Annotated in this window: 11 protein-coding genes; 7 read left to right on the top strand and 4 right to left on the bottom strand. The window is 65.4% G+C overall.

What is annotated here, in order from left to right:
• Positions 1-324 (bottom strand): NAD(P)/FAD-dependent oxidoreductase (locus tag AC5JJ6_RS21295; RefSeq protein ID WP_496043979.1); only part of this gene is annotated, 324 nt, incomplete at its 3' end.
• A 434-nt stretch (positions 325-758) separates the two neighbouring features.
• On the bottom strand, positions 759-1166 hold the full coding sequence (locus AC5JJ6_RS21290) for a hypothetical protein (RefSeq protein WP_496043978.1): 408 nt from the start codon (positions 1164-1166) through the stop codon (positions 759-761).
• 510 nt (positions 1167-1676) lie between these two features.
• Between AC5JJ6_RS21290 and AC5JJ6_RS21285 the strand changes: the two genes are divergently transcribed.
• On the top strand, positions 1677-2114 hold the full coding sequence (locus AC5JJ6_RS21285) for a hypothetical protein (RefSeq protein ID WP_496043977.1): 438 nt from the start codon (positions 1677-1679) through the stop codon (positions 2112-2114).
• 40 nt (positions 2115-2154) lie between these two features.
• On the opposite strand, the gene AC5JJ6_RS21280 is transcribed toward AC5JJ6_RS21285, so the two are convergent.
• Both AC5JJ6_RS21280 and AC5JJ6_RS21275 read right to left on the bottom strand, forming a co-directional pair.
• The gene (locus tag AC5JJ6_RS21280) at positions 2155-4101 is read right to left on the bottom strand and encodes a YjbH domain-containing protein (RefSeq protein WP_496043976.1); all 1947 of its coding nucleotides are present in this window, start codon (positions 4099-4101) and stop codon (positions 2155-2157) included.
• 148 nt (positions 4102-4249) lie between these two features.
• On the bottom strand, positions 4250-5515 hold the full coding sequence (locus AC5JJ6_RS21275; protein ID WP_496043980.1) for a pentapeptide repeat-containing protein: 1266 nt from the start codon (positions 5513-5515) through the stop codon (positions 4250-4252).
• A 261-nt stretch (positions 5516-5776) separates the two neighbouring features.
• Between AC5JJ6_RS21275 and AC5JJ6_RS21270 the strand changes: the two genes are divergently transcribed.
• The 6 genes from AC5JJ6_RS21270 to AC5JJ6_RS21245 all read left to right on the top strand — a co-directional run.
• Positions 5777-7471 carry a L,D-transpeptidase family protein gene (locus AC5JJ6_RS21270; protein WP_496043975.1) on the top strand — a complete coding sequence of 565 codons (1695 nt, stop codon included), beginning with the start codon at positions 5777-5779 and terminating at the stop codon, positions 7469-7471.
• 282 nt (positions 7472-7753) lie between these two features.
• Positions 7754-8296, top strand: coding sequence for a peptidoglycan L,D-endopeptidase MepK (mepK, locus tag AC5JJ6_RS21265; protein WP_496043974.1), 543 nt, complete (start codon positions 7754-7756; stop codon positions 8294-8296).
• Positions 8297-8805: 509 nt separating this feature from the next.
• A complete protein-coding gene (locus tag AC5JJ6_RS21260) occupies positions 8806-9843 on the top strand; it encodes a polysaccharide deacetylase family protein (protein ID WP_496043973.1) in 1038 nt (345 codons plus the stop codon).
• Between the two features lie 62 nt (positions 9844-9905).
• Positions 9906-11648 (top strand): tetratricopeptide repeat protein, encoded by a 1743-nt coding sequence (locus tag AC5JJ6_RS21255; RefSeq protein ID WP_496043972.1) that lies wholly within the window; start codon positions 9906-9908, stop codon positions 11646-11648.
• A complete protein-coding gene (locus AC5JJ6_RS21250; RefSeq protein ID WP_496043971.1) occupies positions 11645-12556 on the top strand; it encodes a 4-(cytidine 5'-diphospho)-2-C-methyl-D-erythritol kinase in 912 nt (303 codons plus the stop codon). The genes AC5JJ6_RS21255 and AC5JJ6_RS21250 overlap by 4 nt, the downstream gene beginning before the upstream one ends.
• A gap of 107 nt (positions 12557-12663) precedes the next feature.
• Positions 12664-13058: hypothetical protein (locus AC5JJ6_RS21245; RefSeq protein ID WP_496043970.1), on the top strand; the 395-nt coding region annotated here is incomplete at its 3' end.

Below are 13058 nucleotides of genomic sequence, written 5' to 3'. Positions count from 1 at the left end.
CAACTGGCTCTCGTCGGTCGCGACCAGCAGCTTGCCGCAGCGCTTGTGCGGCACACCCCGTTCGGCGCAATACCGGTAGAGCAGGTCGCGGCCCTGGACGCACATCCGGGCCTTCAGGCTGCCCTTGGGATAGTAGATGCCGGCGTGGATGACTTCGCTGTTGCGCGAACTGGTGCCGCTGCCGATACAGTCGGTCGATTCCAGCAGGATCACGTCGCGGCCCGCCGCCGCCAATTGGCGGGCGACCGCAAGTCCGATCACGCCGGCCCCGATCACCACGCAGTCGACCCGTTCCAGGGCCTGGTTCGGCTGTGTGTCGCTCATAATCACCTGACTGGTCGATGAATTTTCCGGCCGGCGACAAAGGACCGGACCGGCACACCTCAAATTGTGCAGCCGATACTATGCGGCGTCGGCAGGTGTCAGTCCACAGCCACAAAGAAAGCGCGATGACGCAAAGAAAGAAGGCGGCGTCCCCTTGGAGGGACGCCGCCTTGCAGGTGCGAGGCTAACATCGAGAGGCTTTGGGATAGAACAGAAGGCCCAGACCCCATTTCGCCCAGGCCCAGCGCCGACCTGTCATAAACACAATGGGGTTGTGGCGCCCGTCAGACCCCATCGTCCGTGCTACATCGAAGGCAAATCGCTTCCCGGCGAAGCAATCACCCATGTTGCCGGATAGCAATTCAGCAAACATCGAAGTTAGTGCTGGTTCAACACTGCAAAACGCTTCTACGTTCCCTTGTTAATCCTTAATTTCACCGCGGACGGCCAACCCCGTTTTTTGGACCCGCTCCACTCTTGGGTGGACGGCCGGGCTTGTTCGTACTGCCCGTCCACGTCGTCCAACCACGTCCGGCACCGGAAGCGCCCTTGCGCTGCGGGGCGGCGGCAACCGTCGGTGGCTTCGCCGAGGCGGCGGCGGCCGGCTTCGGCTTGCCTTGGGAGAGAGGCTTGGGACGAGAGACGGGACGCGGCGGCGCCCCAGCCTTCTTGACCGGGCGTGCCTGCTCCTGCCCCATCGGCTGGGTACAGGATAGAAGGCCATGATATGCGGTCTGGAACAGCGCCGGAAAAGCGTCGAACGTCTCGTTGTGGCAGTGCGCGTATGACAGGGCGATCTGGGTCGCCATCCGATGAAGATCGGCGCGGTCGCTGGTGTTCATTGCTGGGGGCTCCTCAATGTCCGCCCGGACAGGGAGATCCTGCCCATACGGCGGATTAAACGCCGCCAGTGCTTCAGTGTTCCCGGATACGCTCGCTGAAATTGCGGAAACTTTGCCGGTCTTGACCGGGACTTTGGCGACAGTGCCATCTTATCATGGTTAACGTGGTCGAATCCCAATTTGTAAAGAAAGTATTAACAGGTTAAGTATTCAGTATGGAGGTCCCGGTAAGCCGATCGGCCCGTTGACTTCCGACGATTGAGGTTACGCGGTCCATGCTTCAGGTGGAACCTTGCGGAGGACCGGTTTCCTGCCGGCCTTGAATTTCCTGGTGACAACCGTCACGGACAAGGACCGGCCGGTGTGACAATGCTCGCCCGGTCCTGGATTCAACACCGAAACATGCCAAAATACCATCAGGCAGCGTTCGGACCATGCGGCCGGTCGAGAAAGACCGGAAGGAATGGCCCTCACCAAAGAGGGCCGACGATGTCGGAAGAGGATTCCATCATGAAGAAAATCGCTGTGTTCACCTTCGCCCCGGTACTGGCTCTTGCCGTCGCCGCCACGTCGTCTTTGGCTTTCGCTCAAACGAGCGGGACGGGAGCGTCGAGTAGCGTGACGTCGCCCAACCGCCAGATGCAGCCGGGATCGACGGCGGTGCAGACGCAGACTCCGATGGCACCGCTCGCGGGTGCGTCAAGCGGCACGCAACTCAGTGTCGAACAGGGACAGCCCGATATCTCCGACCGCAAGGGCAAAGACCAGCGGGACATGGAGCTTGTGCAGACCAGCCTGCTCAACCGGTTCGGCGGCATGGGCTTTGCCGAGATGCGGAACTTCCGCAAGATCGGCGCGAACTATGCCGCCGAAGTCCGCACCGTCGAAGGTGTCTGGATGAATATCCTGGTCGATCCCGCTACGGGTGCCGTGACCGTTCAACAGTAAGGCTTCAGCGGTTCCGGGACCGGGCGGCAGCCGCCGGGGTTCATTCCAGCAGACGGTTCCAGCTTCCCATTACCCGGCCGACGCCGGCGGCTCCCGTGATGTCGTATAGTTGCAGAGGCTGGTCGACTCTCTGGCCGGCGTCCCGCCCCAGGCTGCGCGTTGCGATCTCCGGGGCCAGGGCGCGGCCGACCACCGGCAGCGGTCCGATCGGAATCCGGACGGATATGCCATGGTCGAGGTTTCGTCCGCCGGCATTGGTCAGCGTAGCGTAGGCACCGATCCGGACGCCACCGTCGAACAGCCGTGCCAGTTCGATGGTGGAGCCCAGGTCCCCGGCCAGGTAACGCCCGGCGCGGAGCGTGCCCTGGATCAGCCCGTCGCTGCTTTCGTACCGGAGGCTGCCGTGCAGGGTGGCGTACAATCCCGGCTCGACATAGAGCAGGTTGCCGGGCACCCGTTTCGTCACGAGGTCGCCGTCGGCGCCGGCGGCCCAGCGGGCTCCGAAGGGACGGTATAGAACCTCTCCCTCCACACCGCTGAACATCTCGTCCATCTGACCTGCGGACAGCCGGGTATGCCAATCGGTGAGCGGGTTCCACAGCCATCCCATGTAAAGATGGTCCAGCGTGGCGGGGACGGCGGCGTAGCGGCCGACATCGCTGCGGACCACCGGCAGGCGGGGATCGGGAGCCCCAAGGCGGCCTTCCAGATTATCGGACAGATTGAACCGCAGGCCGGTGCCGCTTACCAGTCCGCTCGGTCCGGTACTGAAAGTCGCGAAGTCGAGCGTCGTCCGGTAGGCATGGAAGCCGTTTCTTCCGTTGAGAGACTGTTCCAGCCGGGGCGTGATCCTGCCTTGCCACCTGTCGGCAGCGGGACCGGGAGCGCCGCCGGCCGATGCGGCCGGCTCCAGTTCCGCGGTCCGCCAGATCTCCGCCGGGGACCCGGCATGGCGGTCCGCCCGCTCCAGATCGGCGCGGAGGAACGATACCGCAGTACCGGCCAGCTCCGCAGGCCCAAGCACGACCGTCAGGCGTTCGACCTTGGCGGGAGTGCGCGCCGCCATGATCCTTGATACTCGGCCCGCAGTCCGGGCTGGAGGACCCGGGGGTACGCTGTCGAGCCAGACGGTCGCCTGGGCGTCCTCTATCCGGACGGCTTGAACCGGCATCCCCGCCGCGCGCAGTGCGGTCTCTATCCGGCGTTCGGCATCGCGGGCAGTGCCGCGCGACGGCCGCGGTCCGATCTTCGACGGCGGCGATTTTACCGGCGATCCGCTGTCGAGTTGGCCGGCATCGAGCTTTACCGCTGCCCGGACCATTGCGGCATGCCCCTGTTCGATCCCCGCTCCGGCCTCGATCCAGGGCAGGGGACGCCAGACCACACCGACATTGACCGGGAACGGCGCCGGAAGGTCGGCAAAGCGCGACCGTTCGGCACGGAACCGGTCGCCGGTATATTCCAGCTTGAAGGAAACGCCATCCAGGAGGCCGCCGTCCGGCATGTGGACCTCCACCCCACCGATCGGGGAAACGTCGTGGCCCAGAAAGCCGCCCTGGGAAAACCGGCCCCATCCGGCTCCCAGCGTCCAGTCCGTGCCGTACCAGCGCCGGCTCATCAGCAAGTATCGGCTTCCCAGCCCCCGGCTGTCGAACAGGCCCCGGACACCGGCCGAGATTTCAGGCCAATGCGGTCCTTCGCGCAGGAGGCGGAGTTTCAGGTCGACACCGCCGGCAAACTCCGTTCCTTCGGATCCCGCATAGGCATCGCCGCTCTGCCGAACGGTGACTTCGACATCCGGCAAGGCCTGGAAGGTCAGGAACGCGTGGCGGTACAGAGGCGTCCAGGTGAAACCCGCCGCCAGCGTATCGGCATCGAACATTCGGGCGGTCGGCACCTGGAGCAGACCGGCGCCGCCGAAATCGCTGAAGGTCGGGTCGGCATGCGAAGCGCCGGAGATCGCCAGCAGCGCCCCGATCGCGGCCACGGCTCGCCGAACCCAGTAAATATACGCCAATATGAATGACACGCGGATCTGGAGGCTTCGACCTGATCGAGATCCGCATTTGGAGCGAAACTGAATACGGGTGCAACCGGCACAATGTCGCGCCTGTAGGATCCCGGCTCCGGCGACCTCAGCGCTGGTAGAGCCGCGCGGGCAGACGGGCGCCGGTCAGGTCGGCGCCGTCCAGGTCGGCGAATTCCAGGTTGGCTTCGCTGAGGTTGGCCGAAGCCAGCTGGGTGCCGGCAAGATGGGCGTGGCGAAGATCGGCGCCGAGCAGGGTGGTCGCCCAGATCCGTCCCGTCGGTTTGCCGTTGGCGTCGAGGATCTGGGCCGGGCAGAGCAGGGCATCGTGCAGGTCGGCGTTGATCAGCTTGGCATAGCTGAGATCGGCGCCGGAGAGATCGGCACCGCTCAGGATGGCGCCTTCCAGGTCGGCGCCGGACATGTCGGCCATGATCAGCTTGGTTCCCGCCAGCAGGGCCTTGACCAGCGAGGCACCGCGCAAGGTGGCGCCGCTCAGGTTGACGTTGCGCAAGTCGACCCGGTTGAGGTCGGCGCCGTCGAGGTCCGCCCTGGCGCCGCGCCCGCCGCCGCTTTCGATCCAGCGCTCATGATTGTTGATGACGCGCTGAAGCTCCAGTCCGAGCGTGTCCAGCATCTTCGTGAAATGTGCGCCGGTCAGGTCGGCGCGGCTGAAGTCGCAGCCCGACAGTCTCGTGCCGACGAGGTCGGCATTGTGGAATCGCGTGCCGACGAGGTCGGCTCCCGTCAGGTCCGCGCCGCACAGGCGGCAATCCGACAGGTTCGTATTGGTCAGGACCGCATGGCACAGATCGGCGTTCTGGAGATTGCAGCCGGTCAGATCCGCCTCGGTCAGGTCGGCGCAGCGCAAGCCGGCCGAAGTCAGGTCGGTGCGGGAGCAGACACCGGCGGGCATTCGCCGGTCGCTGGGTGGAGGCGGTTCCGCCGGAGGGGGGCCGTCCTGTCCTGGTCCCGGATGGCGCGGCATCGGGATGACGTTGAGCCTGGGTGTCCGGGGCATCGTCGCGAGGTTCGGCGGCCTGCCGTCGAGCGGGGCGATCAGGGTGCCTTCCCTCAGGTCGGCGCCGCGCAGATGCGCACCCGTACAATCCGCGGAATGGAGCCGCGCACCCCGCAGGTCGCACCCGGACAGGTCGGCATGCCTCAGGTCGCAATTCCGAAGATCGACGCAGAAGAGGTCGGCGCCGGCCAGCCTGGCGCCCGCAAGATGGGCACGGGCCATTTTGGCGCCGGCGAGCCTGGCCCAGCGGAGATCGACCTTCGCAAGGTCCAGCCCTTCGAGATTGGCGAGGGACAGGTTGGCGCAAGCTCCGCCCGCGAGCCCTCTGACCCAGCGAGAATGCTTGTCCAACACGTCCTGTAGAAGTTCAGGCGTCATTGTCTTCCGTCGGGGAGCATCTGTGCCGGGAGGACAAGCGGGTGGCGACTATTGCTCCAAATCCATGATGCAGCGCATTCCTTACGGAAGATTAAACCGGTATTGCATTTATCGATTCGTGCGCGGGTGCGGTAAGAAGCGTCCTTGCGGCCACAGTCCGAGACAATTTTGGAACAAACTCTACTACCACTTCATTTAGGTGTATGATCGATCCGAAAGCATGGTGGTGGGTCCCCAATGAGAAGCCTGTTCCGCAATCTGTTGATCGTCGCGGCACTCGCCGGCGGCCCGTCGGGCGTCGTGCCCGCTCTGGCGCAGGAGGATCCGGCCTATGCACCGGTGCTCTCGCCGGAGACGGAAACCGATGTCGCGATCGCCCGCCGGCTGAGCCGGAACGGCGCGCTCACGATCGAGGGACAGCGCCTGCGCAACCTGGATGCGCTAAGGCGTTTCTATGCGGAACGCGGGTTCGATCCGGTCTGGACCGGCGCGTCCGGTCCCGTCGCCGCCGCCGACGGTCTGGTCGCCCTGCTGAGGGCTTCCGACCAGGAAGGGCTCAACCCGCTGCATTATCACGCCGACGCCATCGAGCGGCGGATGGGGTCGGCCGATGTGGCCGTGCAGGCTGAACTGGACCTGCTGATCGCCGATGCGGTCATGGAATATGCGTCCGACCTCCGTGCCGGCCGTCTGGCTCCGCGCTCGATCGCGCCCGAACTGGCCGCGGTGCCGCCCCCGGTCGATGCGGTCGAGATCGCCAAGCGGGCACGGGACGAGACCAATCTTGCAGCCTTCCTTGCCGGCTTCACCCCGCCGCATCCCCAGTATGCGGCACTCCGCGACGCTCTCCGCCGGTACCGCGCCCTGGCATCCGGCGGCGGCTGGCCGGCAGCCGGGCAGGGACCCGTCCTGAAGCCGGGAATGCAGGACGCGAGCGTGCCGGCCCTGCGGCGGCGGCTTGCGGCAACGGGCGATTACACCGGCAATGCCAAGGACATGGCATCGCCGGTCTACGACGCGGCCCTTCAGACGGCGGTCAAGCGGTTCCAGTCCTACAACGGCCAGACGCCCGACGGCGTGGTGGGGGAGTCGACGCGCGCGGCGCTCAATGTCCCGGCCGCCGAGCGGGTCAACCAGATCGTCGCCAACATGGAGCGCTGGCGCTGGCTGCCGGACGACCTTGGCGAGCGGCACGTCATCGTGAACATCCCCGGCTATTCGCTGAGGGCGCTGGACAAGGGGCAGGTAGCACTCCGCATGCCGGTCATCGTCGGCTCGGTCGAGCGGCCGACGCCCGTGTTCAGCCATCGCATCTCCCATCTGGTCTTCAACCCGACCTGGACGATCCCGCCGACCGTCGCGCGCAACGACATTCTGCCCAAACTGCTGCGCAACCCGGCATATCTCAAGGAACACGACATCAAGCTGTTCGAAAGCTGGGCGGCCGGCGCCCGCCAGATCGATTCGCGCTCGGTGAACTGGCGTGAAGTGGGGGCGAGGATTACCCGGTACCGCATGCGTCAGGACCCCGGCCCCAAGAATTCCCTGGGGCGGATCAAGTACATGTTCCCCAATGATTTCGACGTGTACTTGCACGATACGCCGGCCCGGGACAAGTTCGCCCAGGTCGAGCGCAGCCTGTCGTCCGGATGCGTGCGGGTCGGCGATCCGGCTGCTCTCACCGCCTTCCTGATGGAGGGCATGGACGACTGGCCGGTGGAGCGCAGAACCCAGGTGCTCGATGCCGGAGAGACGAAAACGGTATGGCTGCGGCAATCGGTCCCGGTCCATTTGACGTACCAGACGGTCTACTTCGACGATGCCGGCAAGATCCATTTCCTGGAGGATATCTACGGCCGCGACACCGCCTTCGTTACCGCCCTTGCCAAGCGGTTGCCGGGCCAGCAGGCGGTGGCGCAGATCGACGGCTGAGGGACTCCAGAGGGCGGGGGGCGGGCTGACCAGCTCCGATGCCCAAAAATGTCACTCCCGGCCGATCAGGAACCCAGCGACTTCAGTGCCTTCTCCCGTGTATGTAAACCTTTGCTTAACCTGCCCCGGCAATGCTCGGACCGGGATTGATCCGGCAGGGCGACATTTTCGAATTGCCTACGGGTCATATTGGGAATGCGGGTACTTCGTCGCTGGGGGAGCCAGATGCAGAATGAACGCGAAAAGACCTTTCATGCGCCTGGAATGGGTCGGCGTTCATTTTTGAGATCCGGCGCTGCGGCGGTTGCGACCGCGGCGGTCACGGCGGCGGCAGGCGCTCTACTTACACCTCGCGAGGCCGAGGCTGCCAACAGGATCGCACCTCCCCGGCAGATCTCGCTTCTCAACACCCACACGAGCGAACGGCTGACCGCGGAATACTGGTCGCGCGGACGATATCAGCGAGATGCATTGCGGGCGATCAACAAACTGCTGCGAGACCATAGGACCGACACCGTATACCCCATCGATCCCGACTTGCTGGACACCGTTCACGCACTCCAGGCGCGGATCGGAACCAAGGTTCCGCTTCACGTCATCTCGGGCTATCGCTCTCCCGAATCCAATGAATTCCTCCGGGAGGTCGGAAGCGGCGTCGCCCGCAACAGCTTCCACATGCGCGGAATGGCGATCGACATCCGGGCGCCCGGAATGGACACCCGCATGATCCATCGCGCGGCCTTGCGGCTGCGGGCCGGCGGCGTCGGGTATTATCCCCAGAGCGACTTCGTCCACATGGATGTGGGGCCGATCCGTACCTGGTAATCGGCGCCAGGACGTCGGACCTTCCGGATCGACGGTTCGTCCAGCCGGGCTCCACCCGTGCGGCCCATCACCTGACGTTCCAGAAAGGTCAAGCTTGACGGCCGCCGGTTCTGCGGTATGCCTGCGATTGCGGTTCCAAGTCCCCGAGGAGGTGGCGGCGTCACCTTTGAGTGGCATCATACCTCTATCAGGCGATGCCTTGATCGTCCGGTTCCAGCGTAGTCTCCCGGCGGCGATACCCGTCCGACCCTGTAGGCCGGCAGTTTCTACCACTTGATAGGGGCGGGCATGTGCTGCCGCGCACATCGGGAATAGCGAACGTACACGTCAATCGGGGTAAGCGATTTGCCTGTTGCGACCTCTCTGGTATGTACCCGTTGCCGCTTTATGTAAAAATATGACAGGGACATTATTGAGCCTGCGAAAGGAAGTATAGTTGCGATCAGATGAGGATGGTCACGTGGGGCGACGGTTCTCGGAATGTCGGTTTTTCTCCCAGGGGAAAGTCGTTGGGTAAATTCATCGTCACCATTGATACCGAAGGAGACGACATTTGGAACGGGCCACGTGAGATAACGACGCGAAATGCACTGTACCTCCCCCGCTTTCAGGAGCTTTGTGAGCGCTTCGACCTGAAGCCGACATATCTCGTCAACTATGAGATGGCGGTTTCACCAGCGTTCGTCGAATTCGGCCGGGATGTTTTGGCGCGCGGCCAGGGCGAGATCGGCATGCATCTTCATGCCTGGAACTCTCCCCCCATCGCGGCGCTGACGCCCGACGACATCAGGTACAAGCCTTTCCTGATCGAGTATCCGGCGGAGGCGCTCCGCGCCAAGGTCGATTTCATGACCAAGCTGTTGCAGGACGTCTTCGCCGTCCCGATCACCAGCCACCGCGCCGGCCGCTGGGCGATGAACGAACAGTACGCCCGTACCCTGATCGAGTACGGCTATCTGACGGATTGTTCGGTCACGCCGTATGTCGATTGGCGCGGCACCTTGGGCAATCCGGTAGCATCCGGCGGCAGCGACTACCGCAACTTCCCGACCGAGCCTTATTTCATCGACCCCGACGATATCGGTCGTCCGGGCAACTCCTCTCTGCTGGAAGTGCCGATGACGGTTTCCAAGCGCTGCAATCCGGTGCTTCGTCCGGTCGTGCAGGCCCTTCTGTCGCGCTCCAGGCTGCCGCGCAACGTCCTGAGCCGGATGCTCCGCAACCAGTGGCTTCGGCCCAACGGCTTCAACGGCGCCGCGATGGTGACGCAGGTGGAGGAGGCGGCCGCCGCCGGTGCATGCCATGTCGAGTTCATGCTGCACTCGTCGGAATTCATGCCTGCCGGCAGTCCGACCTTTCCCGATGCCAGATCGGTGGAGCGGCTGTACGACGATCTGGAGGCGCTTTTCGAACGCGGCAGCGCGCTCTTCGCCGGGGCGACGCTGGCGGAGTTTCGCCATGCCTTCGAGCCGGCGCCTCGCGTCGCGGTCCAGGCGGAAACGGTGAGGGCCGGGGGCAACGTGGTTATTGATGGTTTAAGGAGTTGACCGCTAGGCTGCGCTTCCGCAAGAACGGCTGACCGGCTCAGCCGGGGCAGGATGGGTACGTCATGAAAAACCTCGTCATCGTTCTGAAGCGCAGTTTCGTGGCCGGGCTTGTCGGCGGCGCCATGGGAACCGCCGGAGTGGCAGTGGCCCTCACTCCCGACCGCCCGATGTCCGCGGTCACGCTGGATGAACAGGTCACCGCGACCGGCAGCTATCTCGCCGGCCGCCACGCCCAGCAGACCGACGATTGGCCGGCGGCGGCGGAGTTCATGGGACGCGCCTTCGCCAGCGATCCGCAGAATACCGGCCTGCTGCGCCGGATCTATCTGCTCCGCCTGGGTGACGGCAAGATGGCCGAGGCGGTGGAGATCGCCCGTCAGGTATCGGCGGTGGAGCCGGGCAACCATCTGGCGCGGCTGCTGCTGGCGGCCGACGACGTCAACGGCGGCCGTTTCGAGGAGGCCGGCCGGCGGCTGGAGGCCAGTTCCGAAGACGGCCTTGGCCGCTTGGTCGAACCGATGATGCGCGCCTGGATCGCCGTCGCCAAGGGAGACACCGCCGGCGCCCAGGCTGCCCTTGCACCCCTGGAGAAGGCCCAGGGCTTCTCCATCCTCCATCATTTCCACGCCGGCCTGATCGCCGAGTATTCCGGCGATCCGGTGGCCGCCGAAAGCTGGTTTCTCAAGTCGCTGGGGGCCGGAGCGCCCCTGCGCATCGTCCAGGCGGTCGGCAGCTTCTTCGAGCGCTCCGGCAAGACGGAGGAGGCCAAGGCCTTCTACGAGAGCTTCCGCGACAGCAATCCGGATACGCTTCTGCTCAAGCCCGAGATGGACCGGCTGAACCGGGGCGAGAAACCGGCGCCGATCGTCGCCAGTCCGCGCGACGGCATGGCCGAGGCCCTGTTCGACATAGCCAGCGCCCTCAACCAGGAGGGAGCGGGCGACATGGCGCTGATGTACGGGCGTATCGCGCTTCATCTGCGCGGCGATCTGCCGCTGGCCCGCATGATGCTGGGCGACATCCTGGAACAGCGCGGCCTGCATGACGACGCGCTGGCGCAGTACGGCGACGTGAAGGGGGACGAGGCCCTGCGCTGGACCGCCCGCCTGCGCAGCGCCGCCGTGCTGGAGCGGATGAAGCGCGGGGAGGATGCGGTGAACCTGCTCGTCGCGATGGCGGCCGAGCGCCCCGACCGCTCCGATGCCCTGGTCGAACTGGGTGACGTCCACCGGAGCGCCGAGCGCTACGAACAGGCGATAGCCGCCTACAGCGATGCCCTGACGCGCATCGGCACGCTTCAGCCGCGCCACTGGATAATCCTGTATGCGCGCGCCATGACCTACGACAAGCTCAAGCGTTGGGAAGACGCCGAGCGCGACCTGATGCGCGCCAACGAGTTGAGCCCCGACCAGGCTTTCCTGCTCAATTATCTGGGATATTCCTGGATCGACCGCGGCATCAACCTGGAGCGCGGCAAGGCGATGATCCAGCGCGCGGTGGAATTGAAGCCGACCGATGGCTACATCATCGACAGCCTGGGCTGGGCTCTGTACCGGCTGGAGGACTTTCCCGGCGCAGTCGCCAACCTGGAACGCGCGGTCGAGCTGAAGCCGCTCGACCCGACCATCAACGACCATCTCGGCGATGCCTATTGGCAAGTCGGCCGCGAAGCGGAAGCCCGCTTCCAGTGGCGCCGGGCGCTTCTCCACGCGGAGGAAAGCGAGTTGAAGGCGGCGATCGACGCCAAGCTGGCCAACGGCCTGCCCAGGAACCGGACCGCAGCCAGTCAGGCGGCGCCCAGATGACCGTTTCCAGCGCTCCAGGCGCCGGCGGCACTGCCGGCGTCATCACGGAGGACGCGCCGGCGAAGCTGAACCTGTATCTGCACGTGCTTGGGCGGCGTCCCGATGGGTATCACGAGTTGGACAGCCTTGTCGCCTTCGCCGATGTCGGGGACACGATCGACGTCCGTCCGGCCGACCGCCTGTCGCTGACCATCGACGGCCCCTTCGCCTCGTCCCTCGCGTCGGAGCCGGCCTCCGGCAATCTGGTGACCCGTGCAGCCCGCCTGCTGGCGGAGAGCGTCGGGCGCTCCGACCCTGCCGTCGCGATCACGCTGATCAAGCGGCTGCCGGTGGCGTCCGGCATCGGCGGCGGTTCGGCGGACGCCGCCGCGACCCTGCGGGCGCTGGCAAGGCTGTGGGGGCTTGGCGCCGACCATCCCTCGCTCGGCCCGCTGGCGGCCCGCCTTGGGGCCGACGTCCCGGTCTGCCTGACCGGCAGGTCCGCATATTTCGGCGGAATCGGCGATATCGTCGATCCGGCGCCGCCTTTGCCGCCCTGTGCCGTGGTGCTCGTCAATCCCGGCATTCCGCTTTCAACACCGGCTGTATTCAAGGCACGCAGCGGGCCGTTCTCGACTGCCGCGCGTCTGTCCGGCGATGCGGCGCCGGCGGATGCCGCCGGTTTCGCCAGCTTGCTGGCCAGCCGCCACAACGACCTGACGGCTCCCGCCTTGTCGCTGGTCCCCGAGATCGGCACTGTCCTGGAGGCGCTGTCATCGGCGCCGGGCTGCCTGCTCGCCCGCCTGTCGGGCAGCGGGGCGACCTGCTTCGCCCTTTTCGGCGACGAGGCGGCCGCCCGCGCGGCGGCGGCGAAGATCGCGTCGGCTCAACCGGGCTGGTGGGTCGTTCCGGGCAAGCTGTCCGCCTGAGCGGTCAGTTTCGACGCATACCCATTTAGTGCTGGTTCGTTGTGGGTAGGGGAGATCGCGTGTATGGATAGCGCATACGCCCTTTCCTCAAGACCACCGGTGACGCCTTGTTCCGTCCATACGCGATATTCCGGGTTGCCTGCCTATCCGCGCTTCTGCTGTTCGCCTTCGCTCCGGCCCAAGCTTCCGAAGGTGGGGCGGAGAAGAAGGAAGGCGCCGTATCGCTCAACGTCCCGATACCCAACCTGACGCTGCCGCTGACGCTCGAGGACAGCCGCGTGGTCGGCCGGCTGGATCTGACGCTCCAGGTTCAGGCCGTGGATGCGGCGGCTGTCGGCAAGCTCGAAGAGCAGCTTCCGCGTATCCGGGACCTGCTGCTGACCCGCGTGAAGCTGGCGCCGATCCCCGGCACCAGCAATCTGTCGGCGGAAACCCTGACCGAGATGAAGGGAAGTATCCTCGACATCCTGCAAGAGGTTCTCGGAGCAGGTGCCGTGGACGC

The sequence above is a fragment of the Skermanella sp. genome (assembly GCF_059503625.1).
Note: the sequence above shows the minus strand (reverse complement) of the source record. Positions and strands in the feature narration are given on the sequence as shown.

Excerpts from the sequence above, each read along its gene's own strand:
- AC5JJ6_RS21290 (WP_496043978.1), bottom strand. The coding sequence starts at position 1,166 with ATGAACACCAGCGACCGCGCCGATCTTCATCGGATGGCGACCCAGATC.
- AC5JJ6_RS21285 (WP_496043977.1), top strand. The coding sequence starts at position 1,677 with ATGAAGAAAATCGCTGTGTTCACCTTCGCCCCGGTACTGGCTCTTGCC.
- AC5JJ6_RS21270 (WP_496043975.1), top strand. The coding sequence starts at position 5,777 with ATGAGAAGCCTGTTCCGCAATCTGTTGATCGTCGCGGCACTCGCCGGC.
- AC5JJ6_RS21255 (WP_496043972.1), top strand. The coding sequence starts at position 9,906 with ATGAAAAACCTCGTCATCGTTCTGAAGCGCAGTTTCGTGGCCGGGCTT.
- AC5JJ6_RS21250 (WP_496043971.1), top strand. The coding sequence starts at position 11,645 with ATGACCGTTTCCAGCGCTCCAGGCGCCGGCGGCACTGCCGGCGTCATC.